This window comes from Paenibacillus sp. 37, from assembly GCF_008386395.1.
In the GTDB taxonomy this organism is placed as follows: domain Bacteria; phylum Bacillota; class Bacilli; order Paenibacillales; family Paenibacillaceae; genus Paenibacillus; species Paenibacillus amylolyticus_B.
On record NZ_CP043761.1, the window covers coordinates 5,382,184 to 5,399,929 of the forward strand.

The window sequence follows — 17,746 nt, forward strand, 5'->3', positions numbered from 1 at the left end:
CTTTCCTAATAGAGGCCTTCGCCTTCATTCAATTTCTTCACAATCAGATTCACCGTCACCAGCAAAATCACATTGATAACCGAGTTGAACAATCCAACTGCCGCAGAATAAGCGTAATCTCCAGACTGTAACCCCACCTTGTAGACATACGTGGCAATAATCTCGGAGGAAGGCAGGTTCATGGACGTCTGCATCAGATAGGCCTTCTCAAATCCAATGGACATAATCCCGCCAGCTGCAAGGATAAAGACGATGGCCATAATCGGACGAATCGTTGGAAGGTCAATGTGGCGAATACGCTGAAGGAGATTGGCTCCATCCAGATTAGCCGCATTGTGAAGCTCCGGATCAACATTGGCCAAAGCGGCGACGTATATGATGGAAGCCCAGCCGGCACCGGTCCAGATATCGGACAAAATGTAAATCCAGCGGAAATATTCCGGTTCAGACATGAACATGATCGGCTGACCTGTAATCCATGTGGCTAATTGATTAATTGGCCCTGTCGGTGAGAGGAAGATGAACAACATACCCACAACAACAACAACCGAGATGAAATTGGGTGCGTACAGAAACAATTGAATATTTTTCTTGATGCCAGCTTTGCGTACCTGATTCAGCATGAGTGCCAGTAAAATGGGCACCGGGAAACTGAATATCAATCCCAAAAAGCTGAGTTTAAGCGTATTCATTAAAATGATATCGAAATTGGGTGAAGCTATAAATTTCTCAAAATGCTTCAGTCCTACCCAATCACTGCCCATGATGCCTTTGATCGGACTGAAATCCTTAAACGCAATGATGGCTCCGTACATCGGAATGTACTTGAAGATAAGAGTCAAAATTAAGGCTGGTGCAAGCAACATATATAAAAAGTAATTTTTTTTGAGTTGCTGCAACCTATGACCGCTTGTCGTCCTCACTTTCAGTACCCTTCCTTCGCCCTTTTTGCTGTCGGCTATGTTATCCAACACGATACCCCCGTTCATTCTAGAAGTTGACAATTGTTTTTCAGTAAGGGCTTTCAATATTTACAATTGCCTATTTAATAATTTACAATTTATCAGGTTTCAACGGATTTAGTCAATACATTTTGTAAAAAAATATTTGTGCATTTGATCATTTCATCTTTGCATTAATGTAACTAAAGAGGATTAAATTTGCATATATACCGCACTGAATCGTTAATACCCGCATAGATATTCTATATCATTACTGTAATAGGTTATCATTGTTACACTAATTAACAAAACTTCTGGAACAATTGTGAAAATAGAATTCGACTATCTAAATGTAAATGTAATTGTGCATTTGTAAAACAGAGATTGCTATTTGTCCCGTTCTATTATACATTTGACTTAGAGAAGAATATGGATAACTATTGATGATTAGAGGTGAAGCATTAGATGGCAAAGGAAAAAGTCACGATACAAGACATCGCTGATGCTTTGGGGATCTCCAGGAATACGGCTTCCAAAGCATTAAATGATAGCGGAAACATCCCGGATGAGACCCGAAATCGTGTAATTAAAAAAGCAATTGAACTTAAATATAAACAGTTTGCCTATATGGACAATGAGCATGTTCTAACCAAGGCTCCGGGCAATATCGCCCTGTTAACTGAAAACCTGCCTAATACATCTCACTTTGGTTCGTTGTTAATCAGCGGTTTGGAGAAAAGAATCAGTGCGGAGGGATACAATCTCTCGATTCATATCGTGCGTGAAGACGATCAAGATACACTTACACTTCCAAACAATTTTGATATAGCCAAAGTAGACGGCATTATTTGCATTGAATTATTTGATCTGGAATATACACAGCTGATTACCGATCTGGGCATTCCCACCATCTTTATCGATTGCGCTTCCAACATATGTTATCCCGAATTCCAAGCAGATCTGCTACTCATGGAGAATGAACATAGCATCTATCAGTTAACCACAAAATTAATTGAGAGCGGCTACACAAGTATTGGATTCGTCGGAGATTACAATCACTGCAAGAGCTTTAATGAACGATGGGTTGGATATCAGCGTGCCATGCTGGAGGCAGGGTTGCAGGTCGACCTGTCCCATTGCATCGTAGATAATGATCGCCTGTGTTTCTCCAAGCCAGGATGGTTGAACCAGCGAGTGGCAGAGCTGGCATCCCTACCTTCCGCTTACGTATGCGCTAATGACTTTATAGCAGTTGATCTGATCAGGGCGTTAAAAGACAGAAATGTCGCTGTGCCACAGGATATTGCGATATGCGGATTCGATAATGCACCCCAATCTCGAATTATTGAGCCAGCATTAACGACGGTTCATATTTATAGCAATGAGATGGGCATTAAGACTGCAGAGATGCTGTTATCCCGGATTAATAGCCCGACACAGCCATATCAGGTCTCCCACATTGTGACCAAACCCATCATCAGGGAGTCCACACCAGCAATCATGGCCGATCATTCTCAGATGGTTCATAGTTCTGCAAAATAAAAAACGTATGTCTCACGAGTAACAACTCGTGAAACATACGTTTTTTTGTGGTTTCGATTTGGTTGGATGAAAACTCTATCCTATCCATCGTGGCCTGGATAAAAAATCATCTAACGATTAGATTTCTTTCAAAATGCCTTTTACAAGTCCGATAAAGGTTGTTTTCACTTGCGCAGCCACTTCAATAACTTCATCATGACTTAACGGCTGATCCAGAATACCACAGGCCATGTTGGTCAGACAGGAAATGCCTAGTACCTTCATCCCGCCATGAATGGCAACAATGGCTTCAGGTACCGTGGACATACCCACTGCATCCGCACCCATCGTACGAATCATGCGAATCTCCGCTGGTGTCTCATATGCCGGGCCACTCCACCATGCATAGACACCTTGCTGCAGGCCAACATTCTGCTCTTCTGCAACCTTAAGGGCAATGCTGCGTAGTTCGCGATTGTATACCTGTGATACGTCTGGGAAACGAACACCCAGTTCAGCGTTATTCGGTCCCATCAACGGGTTATTACCTACCAGGTTAATATGGTCTGTAATGAGCATCAGTTGACCCGGCTCAAAGCTTGTGTTGATGGCTCCGCAGGCATTGGTGATAAGCAATTGCTCGACACCCAGCGCCTTCATGATCCGAACGGGGAAAGTCACTTCGTCCAATGTAAAACCTTCATAATAATGAAGGCGGCCTTTCATCGCTACAACCGTTTTGCCCATGAGTTCACCAATAACCAATTCATTGGCATGACCGATAGCCTCCGATTGAGCGAAATACGGAATATCTGTATACGGAATAACGGTCGCATTTTCAATCTCGTCCGCGAGCGCTCCCAGTCCAGAACCCAGAATCATGCCTACGGCAGGTTTGGTATGGATTCGGTTTAATATGTAATCTCTTGCTTCCTGAATATGTGCGGATTGATGCATAATGATATCCTCCTGATGATCTGAATTGAGTTAACAAAAACCGAGTTAATGAGGTGCTACTCATCAAGTGTAATGAACAATGGTCTTGATGTAAATGGATGCTGTTCTACATACAATAAAAAACGACCCTATGCTCCAGAATCGTTTAAAAACATGGACATACCCTAATCCAATGTATATTTGTTTCTACTTTTCATGTAATCGATTGTCATAATCAGCAACAGCATGAATGTAGCAAACATCAGCGGTTTGGCAAAAGTACCTTCTTCAAAGATATAATAACTAAATGCAAAATTTCCGGCAAAAGTAATTAAATAGTTTCGGATGCAATCCATCTTCTCATCTCATTTCAGGAAAGAATTTGGTTCACCATTTCTTCAACCCTATCACACAATTCCATTTAATACCATATTTTTATCATCCACACAACTCAACGCCTCTATCATTCACGAGATAACCGTACTGTATAATCTATATTAAGTACAGCAAAAAATCGGCCACATCGTGACCGATTCTCTCCACTTCCCTGATGTTCAGGACATAGGGTTAATGATACGCCAAAATGATTCCTTTGGCTGCAACTGTTGATCAAAAACAAAGGGCCAATTTTTGCGTCCGCGTACCGGGAAATGGTCTAACCAAGTATAATTGTCGGCCACTCCCCAGAACGTCACAGAGGTAATGGATGATTTATACTCACGGAACAAATTGAAGATTTCTTCATATCGACGCTCCTGTAGCTCAGCCATCTCCGAAGTTGGCCCGGTGAGGTCCGTTCGACGATCCTCATAACGAAACACGGACATATCCAGCTCCGTAACATGCAACTGCACATCCAGTGAAGCATAACGCTCAATAGCCATTCGGATCTCTTCAATCGAAGGACCATGAATATTCCAATGTCCCTGCATGCCTATTCCATGTACAGGTGCTCCCTTGTCCAGCAAAGACCGAACCAGATTGTATATCTTCTCCCGTTTGACCGGATCCGTCTCATTGTAGTCATTATAGAAAAGAAGCGCATTTGGATCAGCTTCATGAGCCATACTGAATGCTTGCAGCAAATAGTCTTCTCCCACTAGCTGTAACCACTTCGTGTCCCGCATGAACAGGTCGGTCTTATCTTCAATCGCTTCATTGACGACATCCCATGCATATATTTGCCCTTTATATCGACCTACTACCGTATCAATATGTTGCTTCAAGCGAGATAATAGCAGCTCTCTGGAAGCAGGAGCACCTGAGGTATCCTCAAAGACCCATTTCGATGTTTGATTATGCCAGACCAAAGTATGTCCGCGAACCCCAATACCTTGAGCAACAGCAAAATCAACAATTTTATCCGCCGCCTCAAAAGTATAACGATTCTCTTCCGGGTGAATTTCTTCGAATTTCATCTGATTTTCAGCCGTGATGCTATTGAAGTGTTTGGCGATGAAATCCCCTTCGGACTGCAACATTCTGGTATGTACAGCAGCACCTATTTTGAACGTATTAGCGTACGCAGCATGTAGTGATGGAATTTCGGTTGGCATTTACAATTCCTCCCTGCCATTTTTTATCCATCATATCGTTTGTTGAATACGCTTACAATGAACAAATTATACTTCTTCCCCCTCATATTTAACTATTTATGATCCTGGGACCTGTTCGCAAAACAAAAACACCTCCACGTTTGTTCCGCTGCTCATCGCAACAGAACATTTCTTCGAAGGTGTTTTGTGATCGGGAGGTTCAGTTAAATTCAACACATGTACAAAGAGAGTATGAAGCGTTACAGCTTGTCTACCTGTAGCAAGGTCACCTGTTTCACTGTGCATGCCGGGTTAATTTGCTCCTCGGACAGAATGTTTAGCTTAATCAGGCTTTTCAGCTTATGACTGTCTACCTTGGACAACAATCGCCAGATGTCCGGGTCTGGAAGAGAAGCATACAGCTTCTGATCATCGTATTCCTTCCGGTTCTGCAGCACTGTTTTCACGGTGTAACCACCAACCTGCGTCTCATAGACCCCTTGTTCTGTACAATAAGCGACAATCTCATCTCGTAGTACAGACAACTGCTGCTCAATATCTTTTTGCTGCTGCTTCAGGTCAAAGTAGGTTTGTACTTTCTGCTCCATATCGATCACGCTCCTCTACTCTCATGGGTATGCGAGGATCGCTAGTTTAGGACTGGCTGTTTATTTTATTTAAACAGCAGGTGTTCATTCAAATACGGATTATGGACAGCCATGCTGTGAACCCTTTCCATTACATCTGGCCCCATGGGTACATCCCCAACGCGCCTTAACAGAATCCAGCGCAGGCAAGCCACAGCTTCAAAAACCTGCTCCTCTTCCAGCGTGTACACATAACTTGCAGAACGTGCAAATTGAGCGTGATACATCTCGCCGTAACTTTCCCCATTATAGATGGTGATCAGAAAAACAGACCATGCCATATCGTACCTTGGATCACCATACTGCCCATTAGTCCAATCGATGATGCTGTAACGGTTGTCCATCTCAAGAATGTTTCCCAGATTATAATCGCCATGAATCAAGCGGTCCTGTCTGATCTGGACCTGCTGGATCAAGTTTGCCAGAAGATCATTTATATCGTCATGTAATTCAATTTGAGGAAAAAAGTATTGAACAAAATCGTACCTGAATATGTATTCTTCATCTTCTCCAGTACTCACTTCATTCACCGGATAACGATGGACCTCCATTAATCGCTCAGCCAAATGTGTCAGTTTGGTTTGTGTTAATTGGTTAAGCGGCTTTCCATCATAGCTCGTTAACAGCACTTGATTCTCTTGCTCGTCTAATCCCCAACCGTAGGGTTTGGAAACACGAATTCCACTTTGATAAAGCTTGGACAATAATCGATATTGTTTGGCGATATCCGGTTTGGAATCCTTGTCCCAGACTTTCAATACGTACTGCTGATCTTGCATTTCAATTCTCATCACACTCGCTTCCAGTCCAGGTGGCAAGGGAATGATCTGAACCTCCTGTTCAATCACCTGCTGGATACATTCATCCAGTTCTATCCAATTCATCTGGCTAAGTTGAATTGTCATCGTTTTCCTCCGTTCATTCATGTCATGCCGCTTTCTCCCTGTTAGTCAGGTATCATCAGGCCTTTGCCAATGACATTGGCGGATACAGGCTGCTTACCCAATTCTCTGGCCCATACCGACAGCTGTCCCATATGGTGAATCTCATGGGCGATCACATGTCGCATTACTTCTCCCCATGAATATGTACTGACCTTGCCAGCTGAGCGATGATCAATAAAAGCTCTTTTTTCCATACTCGAATCCCATGCTGTAACAAATGCCTCCACATCAGGACGTAACTTGCGATCGAGTCGCCTTACTGCCTCAAGATTCTGGTAGTTTGCAAAATCTTCTGCATCATCCGGTTTGTCCTGAAGCAACTGAAGCCAGCTCCACTCTACATCAATGATATGAAATAATGTTTGTAATATGTTGCCTACTCCGCCCATGCGAGGCCGAAGCAATTCTTCAAGCGGTACATCTTCACACCACACATACCATTGCTCACGCACCATCCAGTTATAACGAAAGAATGTTTCCATTGGTATATTCCCCTTTATCAGCATATTTTTCAGAGAGATTTGATCAATTCTGTATTGGCAAAGGTATCCTCCGAATTAATTCTTGTCCATATCCCTGCCTCCCGGTGGAAGGTGGCCTTCTTCAAAACATTCTTTTACATAGTTCCGATCGTGCTCTTGTCCATCCCATTGATGCAAGTACCGACTGGTCTCATATATGGACTCAAGTTCAGGAATATCGGATTCTTCCACATTTGAGATAATAAGTCGGTCTGACTTCCATTCTACTGGAAGTTGTTTCATCGTAATCACTCCATCTTTATATTCTATATAAAGTTGCACTATTGAATATTTACACTTACCACTCCGATGACAGAACAACCTTCCGATCGCTGTTATCCCCAGATTTTTTTGATTCCTTTTATAAAGTTAAAATCCGGGGATAAAGGCGAACACTCCGCTTCTTCAGGTCCTTTCTGTCCTCTCCGTTTTGTGTAAATATTCAGTTCAATTTATTTAGTTAATTTCTTTTTTATATACAAGATTACATGAATTCCTGCATAAATAAACAGGACATTGAACAAAAATAGAAGTACATTTAAATAGATACCAGATATAAACCAGATTGTTCCATCCGAGTTGGCATAATGATAATCCGTAAAGAATCGGATTGGGAAACCATACTCTGTTCGGAGCGGTCCATCTTCAGTATGTAAAGTTCCAGGAATACATAGGATGGCTAATACAGCAAGCCAGGCTGATAGATTCATTATTCTTTTGTTAATCGTCAATACCTCTCCTCCTTATTCAACACTAACGGTATCTTCACCAAAATACGTCCCTTCCAACTTTTGATCCATAAAGTCTCTTAAGTCCTTTTGATCAAGTATATATTTCGTATCTCTATTAAATCTGCTTTTTGTGGATACAATAATCTGTTTCCGATTGTATTGAATTGTAATTTCAGCGTTATGCTTTAATCTCAAAGCAATTCCCGCACTAATGCTTCCTGTGACATCATCTACTGGTATTTTGGCTGATTCCGGGGCTGCATTCAGCCAGCCGACTATACGGCTAATGTCTTCTTTACTTAACGTAACATTGTCAATGCTAACGTGTGCTCCACCGTCGCCTGTCCTGGTGTACACAACTATGCTCATCTCTGTGCTTATCACTTGATTTCTCGAAATCGGCTTATTTGGATCTGGATTACTCGTGATTAGAAAATACATAAACATGATTGCCGCACCTATGAAAAACCAAAATCGCCTACGTTTTCCTAGCATTACAACACATTCTCCGTATCCACCACGTTGGCAAACAGTCTCAGTACCGTATTGTGATGTGCAATAATCTGCTCTGCTTGAAGCGTCTTTGAATTCCATGTGCTGTGCGCATCTTGAACCAGATTGACCGTGTAACCCAGACTGAACGCTCTGCGGCAAGTCGTGTCTACACATACCTCAGTCTGCATACCCGCGAGAATCAACTCCTTCACGCCATTATCTTGCAATTTCAGATGCAGATCGGTTCTGTGAAATGAATCCGGTGTCTCCTTTTCAATAACGAGGTCACCAGCTATAGGTGCAATGGACGGATGAATGGCCCACCCCGGAGTTCCTCGTTCCAGTGGACTGCCTGCCCCTTCGCTGTGCTGGATATATATGATGGAATGCCCTGCTTCACGGGCCTTGGCAATTAACACCTGGATCTTTTGAAGCAATCGTTCCCCCTGATAGACGGGATCTGCTTCATCAAACATCGCTACCTGTACGTCAATGATTAGAAGTGCACAATGCGTTGTCATTTTGCTTTCCTCCTGACAAATCAATTTAATTCAAATCTTTCTTCTTCGTACCTTTAACAAAACTTCCAATCTCATATCAATCAGTACAAATAGGATAGCGGCAAGAACGCCAAACAAGGTCAGAACTAACGTCTCTTTGAAATCCAAGATTGCTTCTCCTGCGCCCATGACCAGATAATAAATATACATGCCTAAAACTCCAGCACATGCATAGCCTAATATCCTCGTACTTAGATACAACACATGATTAGGGAATTGTATTCGGCTGAGCAGATAGTCTAGCAATATCGATAAAGGTAGCCCGATCAACAGGATCAAGGGAGTCGCGTATACCAGATAAATAACAATGTAAAAATCAAAACTGTAGGATTCATTCATCGATATGAGACTTGCAGCCAAAGTAAAACCAATGATGGTTAGAACGGTTGTTATCAGCTTTCTTCCCATGTTCATCTCATCACTCCAATACAGTTATCTCTATTCATTGGATGTGCTCATGCGTCAGATTTTGCCGGTTGCCATCCGATTTCTTGAGACCAACTGTGTGCTCTCTGTAATATGCTCCACACCATTGGTCCTTTTCCTTCAACATATTTGAGACGCTGATCTTTATACAATGACATGAGTCTGTGCTTTTCTTCCGCATAGTTCAAACAATCTTCTGGATGTTCCCTTAGATAGTCTCTGAACAGCAAGGTCATCTGCTCGGAGAAACCGCCTACCTGTCTAACGTGTATATGTATCCTTCTGTTTCCGGGTTCTTCACGAAAGTAACGTTTAGTCTTATCCGGATTTTCTGCTCTGAATACAAATCCGACGGTTTCGATCTCATGTTTGTAGTCCAACAGATTCTTATAATTAGAAACAGATAGTTGTATATCTATAATAGGTTTAGCGTCTATTCCCACAATTGAAGTGGACCCAACATGATCAATCCGCACGGCCTTTTCTCCTAACGCTTCTCTTAATTTCGAACCCGTTTCGAGAAACAAATTACGCCATGCCGGATCATACTTTGCAATTCTCCATTGACCCTCCATACAACTCCTCCTTGGTTATCCAATCAAGCTATATAATTAAATAACACGTTCTTTTAACCTTTTGTTACATGTAGATTATTTAGTGATGCCATATTGATATCATGCAAAATCATCATTGTTTATCCCTAGTTCTATTTGTTTTTTGGATTCCATCATGTATTCGTACACATCATCAATTTCTGTTATCCCTTTAATTTTCTCTTTTAACAGTTCAATAATTAATTGATTTTCACTCTCTCGCATCTTTATATCTTCCATATAGTTATCGTTATAGTCGTTCATAAAATCTAGTTTGTTTTTATAAAATCGAAATCTCTCCAAAACATATACTTCCTTAAGATTAATAAATAATGCTATAAAATCCTTAATGTTTCTGGCAACTAAAGTTACTTGATTACCAAACGCCGTAGGTTGGATAAAGATAACCGGAGCTTCTTCCAAATCACTAATGGATCTGTTAAACGTGAAAAAAGCAAAATGGTCACCATCTGCCCCTATTCTTCCAAATATAATGGCATCATCTGGCGTACAATAGTATCGATCATCATCATTGTTAAAACTAATATAAAACCCCACATAATCATGAAGGGTCGCATTATGTTGTTTACGTAATTCCTTATCTATTCGAACGATGCCTTCTAATGATTCCGGCATTTTATAATGTACTTCCAAGTTTGCATACCTCTCTTCTATTGGCATTGATTAATATATCTATATTTTGACACAAATTAAAAAAAAGAGAAGGACCCTTAGGCCCTCCCCTTAACTTCTTAATGATAATCACACTTGAAATTTGTAAACTCAGCTGAAGTATCTTGCCCGCTCGCGTATAACCCAATAAGTACGCCCGTAAAACCTCCTGCCACCTCCGAGGATAGGTATCTCGTCTGTGCCGTGCCCAGCAGAATCTCTTCACCATCTGCTTGAAACAGGAAACTGTAGCGTTCTTGGCTTGAGCAGATCACCAGCGTTGCATACTGTTTATTTCCCAGATCTACTTCATGTTCTATCGATTTGATATCACCGATATTTAGACGCTCGACCACCTTATAACCGTTCTGCTGCCCACGAATAGCCACTTCATAATGATGATTCTCATCCATGTAGATCGTGATCCCGGCTTCTCCACTCGTCAGACTAACATCGACAGAAATCGTAGCATTAAAGTCTTTTTGACGTAGCCCAATGAACGTTGGGGATGCCGGAACGTCCAGTGTTACATCGGTTCCTGTTAGCGTAAGCTTATCTGATTCAAGCTGATAATGCTCTGTATTTGGATGACGAAGATAACACCAGTCGAGGTTCCAGTCTGTATTTTCAAACGTATAATTCTTCTTATCCTGCTGGATCACCGTGTCGGGAATGCGATCCGTCTCAAAACTCGTCAGCGTTGTGCCTTCATGCCCGGCTGTAAACCATCCGTCTTCACCAAACGTAATTGGAGTCAGAAATACTTCTCGACCCAGATGATGGTACGTAGCCCATTTGCCAATCTGTCGGAATCCCAGGTGAAAGAGCCACCAGTTCCCCCGATCATCCTGAACCAGATCACCATGCCCTACTCCCTGCAACTCATAACCTCCCAGATTGCGGTTGGTCAGAACTGGATTGTGCGCATAGGCTTCGAACGGTCCCGAAGAAGAAGTGCCCCGAGCATATGTAACCATATGACCATACTCGGTGCCGCCTTCGGCTGCAAGCAGGTAATAATAACCGTTCATTTTATACAGATGCGGACTTTCCAGATATCGTCCACCTGTTCCGTTCCATATCGAACGACTTGGACTAAGTTTGCGGCCAGTTTCAATCTCAAGCTCACACTGGACAATTCCGCCAATGCCTTCATCATCAACGCCATTACTCATAAACAATGTTTTTCCATCTTCAAAATACAAATCGGGATCAATCCCGCCTTGATCCACATAAATAGGCTCAGACCATTCTCCGTAAATATCGTCCGTCCAGACATAGAAATTCTGATGCGTCGTATCATTGGTTGTGACCATATAAAAACGCCCGTCATTGTGCCTGATGGTTGGGGCAAATACACCCCCGGAGCTGTTCACCGTCTCGAGTTGAATCTGGCTTTTACGAGTCAGGCAGTGACCAATCTGCTTCCAATTCAGCAAATCCTTGCTTTCAAAGAGCGGTACGCCCGGAAAATATTGAAAAGAACTACACACCATATAGTAGGTATCGTGCACCTTAATCACACTAGGGTCTGGATAAAAACCTTTTACAACAGGGTTATTGTATTTCATTACTTCACTCCACCTCTTAATATAAAATTCACATATATAAGAATTCAACTTTGTAACAACTACAAAAATTAAACACCATCGGGCGTAAACTTGCAATGAATCTGAATTGCATCTTGGAGCTAATTTTATTAAATTAATATATATGTGATTTTAGAAGATTGAGGGTAGGGAGTTGTACAGATGATCAAAGCAAATGGAGAGCCCCAGTTCCTTCCTTTATATGAGGCGCTGGCAAGCGAAGTCAGATGGGAAATAATGGACATAATTGCAGATCGCGAAATGAATGTGAAGGATATTGCCGCAGTATTAGAGCTTAGCCCCTCCATCGTCACGATGCATATTCGCAAACTGGAGGATGCGGGTCTAATTGGGAGCAGACGCGTTCGGATCAACGGAGGGACGCACAAATTATGTTACCTCAAGCAAAATCAGATTGAGATCGAGCTGCCATCCGCAAGCCAAACTTCACGAACCAGAGAACAGACGATAGCCGTTGGACACTACACTGCTTTTGATATTCACCCTACCTGTGGGCTAGGAACACTTGAGAAAGAAATCGGCGTATGGGATGATCCACGTTACTTCCTTGATCCTGAGCGTGTACACGCCGCTATCCTGTGGTTTGGGAAGGGCTATGTTGAATATAAAACACCAAATTTTGTCCTTCCTGATCAGACAACCGATGCGATTGAAATTTCGATGGAACTGGCGTCTGAAGCTCCGGGATTGCGAGATCATTGGCCTTCCGATATTCGTTTCACCTTCAATGGCATTTCTCTTGGAACGTGGACAAGCCCTGCCGACTTTGGCAGAGCAGCACGCGGCAAATATACGCCAGAATGGTGGCATCGCAATGTGAATCAGTATGGATTATTAAAGACCATTCGTATCGATACCTCCGGTACTTACATGGATGGAGAGCGGATGTCTGACATCACACTTGCGGATATTAAGCTTAGCGAGCCGTTCTGGACGCTTCGTTTTACGGTTGACGAGGAAAGCCCCAACGTAGGCGGATTAACGATCTATGGTGCCGGTTTTGGTAACCATGATCAGGATATTGTTATTCGTGTATTGGGTTGAATTTTTTAACCTAATCGATTAACTTGATTTTCTCAAAAACTTTATATTTCTCCAGATCTGAAGTAATTGCATAAGGCAGGTAATGATATAATTCAGATCTGGTTGCCCACTTGTATTCACTATGTTCTTCTGAAAGATTCACTTGATGATCTTTAGTTCTACACAAATACATTAGAAGAATGACCTGTCGATGAGGATCGGTAAAGAACGTATTGGCAAACAGTAATTCATCTATTTGAACTTTAATGCCAACTTCCTCTCTAGCTTCACGAATCAGAGCCTCTTCCAATTCTTCTCCGAAGTGAAGTTCCCCCCTACTGTCTCCCAACTTCCGGCGCCTACCTCATCCACTAGTGAGCGCTTAACAATTAACACTCTGCCTTCATTCTCGATTAGTCCTTTTATGACAGTTACCATTTTATTTTCCAAGTGTTTAATCGCAGCCCCATTTTTGTATTAACAATCAGTTTATGTTTGGAACCATCTTCTTAACTGATTAATATGAGCTTGATGATAACGGTTATGGTCAGCCATGTGCCATAATCCCCAACGTATCGTAGCTTGCTTTTCGTTCTGATGTCCAAAAGTAACGACTCGATCTAGATCAGCATCCGCTAAATGTGTGCATGTCTCTTTTAGAAGGGTTAATACACCCTCATATTGAGAGATAAGTGTGTCACGTGCCAGACCTTGAACCAGCGGAAGTCTATCATTTTCATCGATCATAGGGCCATATTGCTCTATTAAACGCTGAGGAAGGACAGATCCCTTTATTCTATACACCCAATTCATATCAACGAACGTAATATGTCGGATTAATTGAGCTGTACTATTAAACTGGTTGTTTTCCCCTTTGTAATCCACTTCTTCTTGCGACATACCTTCTGTAATTGATTTAAGTCGTTGGCTATTTTCTGTTACAGCGGATAATAACATCCCGACAACAGGTGTCATATTGGCTTCCCCTTGTAGGTCGTGAATCATAGTCATCACTCCTCCTTTACCCTCGTTCTTTCAATAGGTCCTTAATTTCCCTTAACTCTGATAATATTTCTTTGGTGTGCTGGCTATTTTTTGAGTTATCTATTCCAACTTTCACAACATAAATACCGAGGAACAGATACACCACCAACATAATGATCATTCCCATGTGCATTTCTCCTTCCAAAAAAACAAAACGCTGTTACGAGAATCACTCTCCCACGTACTCTCTCTCCAACTGATTCCCATGAAATGCCTTCAAAATAAAAGCTCGATCCGGAACGTTCAACCGTTCATACGACTGCAGATACTCTCTGTTGTCATATGGAACGCCAATGAATCTCACATTCAGTTTGCCCTCTTGAAGATCCACAATCCCATATCTGGCAATGGCAAGATCGTTACAGCCTAAAGCTCCCGGATTCATATATACTCTTTGATCTGTCCTATAATAATGAAGAATATGATAATGACCAAAACAAACCAAATCATGGGCCGTCCCCTGATACTTCGCGTCCAGTTTGGTCCCTGATGGTTCTTTATCGATGACATCCAGCTTGTCGTTGTTCATATGATAGTGAGTCAAAAGGAATCGACGTCCTGCTACCTCTTTTTCAACAAACTTCGGTAGAGCTTGTATTCTCTTGATCGATTCTGCACTTAGATGTTGACCAATCCATTCATGGTGCTCGGCTAAGCCTTTATGTCCTTCTAATGGACTCTTATGTTGGAGCAAACTCAATACGGCCTCTTCGTGATTCCCCGAAATCGCTATCATATTTTCACGACTGTACAACATCTCGATCACTTCATTGGAGTAAGGGCCGATGCCGATCATATCTCCCAAGCAAAATGTATGCTCAATGTCTTCTCTGGAATCGATATCAGCCAATACCGCTTGCAGCGCAGGAAAATTCCCATGAATATCGGTTAAGATGGCAACCTTCATTGTGATTCCTCCTCTGGAATGTACATCGTCTGAATCTCCTGTACTCCCGGAATAAAGCCCAGATTCAGATACACGGACTCCGCATCATTTCCTTGCATCACATACAATCGCAGCACGGGATATTTACCCTTAAGCTCATTCAAAGCTCTCTGTAACATCAGTGTAGCAAGCCCTCTACCTCTATATGCCGGCCGAACCCCTATGCTATATACAGCAGCCTGATTATCTTGCAAGCACAAGCGACAATTTGCAATAAGCTGTCCCGTTTCCTCGTCATATACAAGCGTGGATGCTTGGGTCAGAATTTCATTGGTATAATTAGGGTCATCACTTGGTATAAAATCTGCAAGAGTGTTATGTTTTCTTCGTGTAGCTTCAAGACTTCCTGCAAAACTCTCCAGGTCACATTGAGCAATCTCATCTTCATTCACATATTTTCTATTGCCGGTTTCACTTTCAATAATCTCTGGACTCTTTACGGTTACCCTGCTGTCCCATTCGATTTCAAAATGATCTGTAGGCCGCTGCATCCAGCGGCATCTGAACTCCACTGGCCAGAATCCGGCTCTTGCGTATAGATCAACTTGGTCTGGAAGAATCTCAAAGGTCAGAATGCGTTTGGTGCGATCGGACCACTGTACTAATGTATGCTTCAGAAGCTTCAATACCTCAAAGCACTGCTGGAACGGCGGGATAAAAAATAAATGATACATCCGGTTAGGCTCCATTCTCACGCCACCTATTTTGCTTTCCCCTTTGTAAATCCAGTAGGCACTGATCTTGGAAGAACTGAACTCTTCTTCCCTGAAAAATCCGACATAACGCATATCATAATAAACCGTGCAAAATAATCCCCATTCGGCAAAATCAGCTCTGCGAATCGAATATTCATCCGACAGATCATATTGAAGTATATCTATGGACCATTCTGTTAAACTCATACGTAATTCCTCCTCAATTCTAATTAAACGGCAAACAATCAAATCATTTTTCTATACGCCACCCCGTGAACATGAACTAACACCTGCTGTGCCTCCATACGTTCGAAGAAATCCAACATGTCCTTAAACGGATTCTCGAAATACGAAGTCAGGTATGCAAGCTCTGGCGTTGTTTTGATAAAATTGTAAAAAAAGTAGGGGTCCATGTTGCCCACATCCTCTGGACTACCAAGGAAAACCTCTAATGTCTGCCCTGTTTCTGTATTCTTGAACATACAGTGCTCGCCGTGAACATCAAAATACCAGTTCCCCGTTAATTCTTCTTCTCCTTGGATTACATCCGCATTGGACAACAAATGGTACGCCCCTGCGAGAATTTCCGTCCGATCAGGCTGATCGGTTTCCAATATCAGTTGGTCGATTAATTGCCGCGCGATTCTTTGGTACATATCCATCACAGCCAACAATTCTTCCGTAATTTCCTGCGTTATCGCCTTCATAGTTTCAGATCCTTGCCCTTTCAAATGGAATAATTAGTTGCCCGACCTTGCGGTTAGCAAAGATACGATAACGTAGCCAAAAAGTTGAACCGTAAATACAATGGCGACAAACTCAACCATTATGCTGTTCGCTGCATTAAAATCATTCACAAGATCCACAAAGATCTTCCCAGGTCGGGATAATACATCCCACGAATTCCACCGATTAAATCTACCAATGTAGACCCCTATACTGCTCAATAGCAAAATAACACCGACAACCATCATACTAATGTACTTATTTATTAATTGGTTTAACATTCCGTGGATTTGAATGATCGAACAAGTCGAGAGCAGCAATCCGATGATCGCTACGGCAAACGTCAGGGTGAGTCCATACCAAAAATCAATATTAACCCAAAATTGAACCTCCCCTTGAGCATCAAAATATCGGAATGAATGCAGAATCTCCGTAAAAAGGTAGGCCGCATTGGGCAGAAAAAAGAGCCATACTCCACACATCAGCGCCATAGATATCATGCTCGTTGCGGTTAATTTCTTATGAAATATGTATCTAATGCAGGATGAGATGATGAATGGTACCCATGCCAGGAACATATCCCAACTTAGAAATCGATACATATTTGTATCTGTTTGAACACGTAAATACATCACAACACCTAAACAACAACAAGTAGCCACGAACAAGGTAACGATGAGTCGGAGATCTTGTACCGGATGTTTGTTATCTTTCATTTCTTTGCTTCTACTTCCTTTTCCCTGATGAATGTTATAAATACTTTTTAAATGCCTTGCTGGATTCTCCGTCGTACCCCAATTTCGTATAAAAGTGATGTGCTTCATGTCTGGATGATCCACTGGTAAGAAACACCTTCACACAATTTTTCTGTACACATACGTCTTCCACATATTTCATCAATTCAGAACCATATCCCTTGCTCTGCACATGTTCCGTAATAATAACCCGCTCAACTACGCCGAAGGGTCTATTTTCCACCAAAGCATCCAGACAAATATGTAAATGAGCCGTGCCGATCACCTGATCACCCAGTTCATAAACGAACAAGAAACTGTTTGGGTTATTTCGAACCTCTTCAATCCGTTCTGCCAATACCTTTGTGTTTAAGTTGTTCGGCAATAATTCTTTATACAGTCTTTCGATAACCTCTGCATCCCTAGCTTCTGCCTCTCTTATCATC

The 17,746-nt window shown here is 42.1% G+C and carries 25 protein-coding genes; 2 read left to right on the forward strand and 23 right to left on the reverse strand.

The window, feature by feature from the left end; all coding sequences use genetic code 11:
• Positions 1 to 5: 5 nt before the first annotated feature.
• Complete coding sequence (locus F0220_RS22995; protein ID WP_223200008.1) at positions 6 to 866, reverse strand: ABC transporter permease; 861 nt, start codon at positions 864 to 866, stop codon at positions 6 to 8.
• A 540-nt stretch (positions 867 to 1,406) separates the two neighbouring features.
• Here F0220_RS22995 and F0220_RS23000 point away from each other — a divergent pair.
• Positions 1,407 to 2,483 carry a LacI family DNA-binding transcriptional regulator gene (locus tag F0220_RS23000; protein WP_091020284.1) on the forward strand — a complete coding sequence of 359 codons (1,077 nt, stop codon included), beginning with the start codon at positions 1,407 to 1,409 and terminating at the stop codon, positions 2,481 to 2,483.
• Positions 2,484 to 2,600: 117 nt separating this feature from the next.
• On the opposite strand, the gene F0220_RS23005 is transcribed toward F0220_RS23000, so the two are convergent.
• From F0220_RS23005 to F0220_RS23065, 14 genes are all read right to left on the reverse strand, one after another.
• Positions 2,601 to 3,419: a purine-nucleoside phosphorylase gene (locus F0220_RS23005; protein ID WP_036617166.1), complete on the reverse strand. Its 819-nt coding sequence runs from the start codon at positions 3,417 to 3,419 to the stop codon at positions 2,601 to 2,603.
• Positions 3,420 to 3,583: 164 nt separating this feature from the next.
• Positions 3,584 to 3,754, reverse strand: a complete 171-nt coding sequence (locus F0220_RS32600; RefSeq protein WP_167483657.1) for a hypothetical protein — start codon at positions 3,752 to 3,754, stop codon at positions 3,584 to 3,586.
• Positions 3,755 to 3,952: 198 nt separating this feature from the next.
• Positions 3,953 to 4,954 carry an endo-1,4-beta-xylanase gene (locus F0220_RS23010; protein WP_105601718.1) on the reverse strand — a complete coding sequence of 334 codons (1,002 nt, stop codon included), beginning with the start codon at positions 4,952 to 4,954 and terminating at the stop codon, positions 3,953 to 3,955.
• Positions 4,955 to 5,193: 239 nt separating this feature from the next.
• Positions 5,194 to 5,541 (reverse strand): hypothetical protein, encoded by a 348-nt coding sequence (locus F0220_RS23015; RefSeq protein ID WP_105601719.1) that lies wholly within the window; start codon positions 5,539 to 5,541, stop codon positions 5,194 to 5,196.
• A gap of 65 nt (positions 5,542 to 5,606) precedes the next feature.
• Positions 5,607 to 6,485, reverse strand: coding sequence for an aminoglycoside phosphotransferase family protein (locus tag F0220_RS23020; protein WP_105601721.1), 879 nt, complete (start codon positions 6,483 to 6,485; stop codon positions 5,607 to 5,609).
• A gap of 41 nt (positions 6,486 to 6,526) precedes the next feature.
• Positions 6,527 to 7,006, reverse strand: a complete 480-nt coding sequence (locus F0220_RS23025; protein ID WP_091020290.1) for a DinB family protein — start codon at positions 7,004 to 7,006, stop codon at positions 6,527 to 6,529.
• Between the two features lie 75 nt (positions 7,007 to 7,081).
• A complete protein-coding gene (locus F0220_RS23030; RefSeq protein ID WP_181155580.1) occupies positions 7,082 to 7,288 on the reverse strand; it encodes a hypothetical protein in 207 nt (68 codons plus the stop codon).
• Positions 7,289 to 7,497: 209 nt separating this feature from the next.
• Entirely contained in the window at positions 7,498 to 7,776 is a 279-nt protein-coding gene (locus tag F0220_RS23035; RefSeq protein ID WP_091020292.1) for a hypothetical protein, read from the reverse strand.
• Positions 7,777 to 7,788: 12 nt separating this feature from the next.
• The gene (locus F0220_RS23040) at positions 7,789 to 8,133 is read right to left on the reverse strand and encodes a hypothetical protein (RefSeq protein ID WP_146117040.1); all 345 of its coding nucleotides are present in this window, start codon (positions 8,131 to 8,133) and stop codon (positions 7,789 to 7,791) included.
• Between the two features lie 137 nt (positions 8,134 to 8,270).
• Positions 8,271 to 8,792, reverse strand: coding sequence for a cysteine hydrolase family protein (locus F0220_RS23045; RefSeq protein WP_105601724.1), 522 nt, complete (start codon positions 8,790 to 8,792; stop codon positions 8,271 to 8,273).
• 30 nt (positions 8,793 to 8,822) lie between these two features.
• Positions 8,823 to 9,239 carry a hypothetical protein gene (locus tag F0220_RS23050; protein ID WP_146118075.1) on the reverse strand — a complete coding sequence of 139 codons (417 nt, stop codon included), beginning with the start codon at positions 9,237 to 9,239 and terminating at the stop codon, positions 8,823 to 8,825.
• A gap of 47 nt (positions 9,240 to 9,286) precedes the next feature.
• Complete coding sequence (locus F0220_RS23055) at positions 9,287 to 9,832, reverse strand: GrpB family protein (RefSeq protein ID WP_105601727.1); 546 nt, start codon at positions 9,830 to 9,832, stop codon at positions 9,287 to 9,289.
• A gap of 99 nt (positions 9,833 to 9,931) precedes the next feature.
• Positions 9,932 to 10,504, reverse strand: a complete 573-nt coding sequence (locus F0220_RS23060) for a hypothetical protein (protein WP_105601729.1) — start codon at positions 10,502 to 10,504, stop codon at positions 9,932 to 9,934.
• Positions 10,505 to 10,602: 98 nt separating this feature from the next.
• Positions 10,603 to 12,093 carry a glycoside hydrolase family 43 protein gene (locus F0220_RS23065; RefSeq protein ID WP_105601730.1) on the reverse strand — a complete coding sequence of 497 codons (1,491 nt, stop codon included), beginning with the start codon at positions 12,091 to 12,093 and terminating at the stop codon, positions 10,603 to 10,605.
• A 180-nt stretch (positions 12,094 to 12,273) separates the two neighbouring features.
• On the opposite strand from F0220_RS23065, the gene F0220_RS23070 reads away from it, so the two are divergent.
• A complete protein-coding gene (locus F0220_RS23070; protein WP_105601732.1) occupies positions 12,274 to 13,176 on the forward strand; it encodes an ArsR/SmtB family transcription factor in 903 nt (300 codons plus the stop codon).
• Positions 13,177 to 13,186: 10 nt separating this feature from the next.
• Here the strand turns inward: F0220_RS23070 and F0220_RS23075 are convergent, their stop codons facing one another.
• From F0220_RS23075 to F0220_RS23105, 8 genes are all read right to left on the reverse strand, one after another.
• The gene (locus tag F0220_RS23075) at positions 13,187 to 13,504 is read right to left on the reverse strand and encodes an NUDIX domain-containing protein (protein ID WP_223199759.1); all 318 of its coding nucleotides are present in this window, start codon (positions 13,502 to 13,504) and stop codon (positions 13,187 to 13,189) included.
• Between the two features lie 140 nt (positions 13,505 to 13,644).
• Positions 13,645 to 14,160, reverse strand: coding sequence for a DinB family protein (locus tag F0220_RS23080; protein WP_091020305.1), 516 nt, complete (start codon positions 14,158 to 14,160; stop codon positions 13,645 to 13,647).
• A 16-nt stretch (positions 14,161 to 14,176) separates the two neighbouring features.
• Positions 14,177 to 14,326 (reverse strand): hypothetical protein, encoded by a 150-nt coding sequence (locus tag F0220_RS32605; protein ID WP_165790026.1) that lies wholly within the window; start codon positions 14,324 to 14,326, stop codon positions 14,177 to 14,179.
• A 42-nt stretch (positions 14,327 to 14,368) separates the two neighbouring features.
• Entirely contained in the window at positions 14,369 to 15,106 is a 738-nt protein-coding gene (locus F0220_RS23085) for a metallophosphoesterase family protein (protein WP_105601733.1), read from the reverse strand.
• Positions 15,103 to 16,047: a GNAT family N-acetyltransferase gene (locus F0220_RS23090; protein WP_105601735.1), complete on the reverse strand. Its 945-nt coding sequence runs from the start codon at positions 16,045 to 16,047 to the stop codon at positions 15,103 to 15,105. The genes F0220_RS23085 and F0220_RS23090 overlap by 4 nt, the downstream gene beginning before the upstream one ends.
• Positions 16,048 to 16,085: 38 nt before the next feature.
• Positions 16,086 to 16,547 (reverse strand): DUF6896 domain-containing protein, encoded by a 462-nt coding sequence (locus F0220_RS23095; protein WP_105601736.1) that lies wholly within the window; start codon positions 16,545 to 16,547, stop codon positions 16,086 to 16,088.
• Positions 16,548 to 16,580: 33 nt separating this feature from the next.
• Positions 16,581 to 17,282 (reverse strand): DUF1361 domain-containing protein, encoded by a 702-nt coding sequence (locus tag F0220_RS23100; protein WP_181156145.1) that lies wholly within the window; start codon positions 17,280 to 17,282, stop codon positions 16,581 to 16,583.
• A 34-nt stretch (positions 17,283 to 17,316) separates the two neighbouring features.
• Positions 17,317 to 17,745 (reverse strand): GNAT family N-acetyltransferase, encoded by a 429-nt coding sequence (locus tag F0220_RS23105; RefSeq protein ID WP_181155583.1) that lies wholly within the window; start codon positions 17,743 to 17,745, stop codon positions 17,317 to 17,319.
• Position 17,746 lies beyond the last annotated feature (1 nt).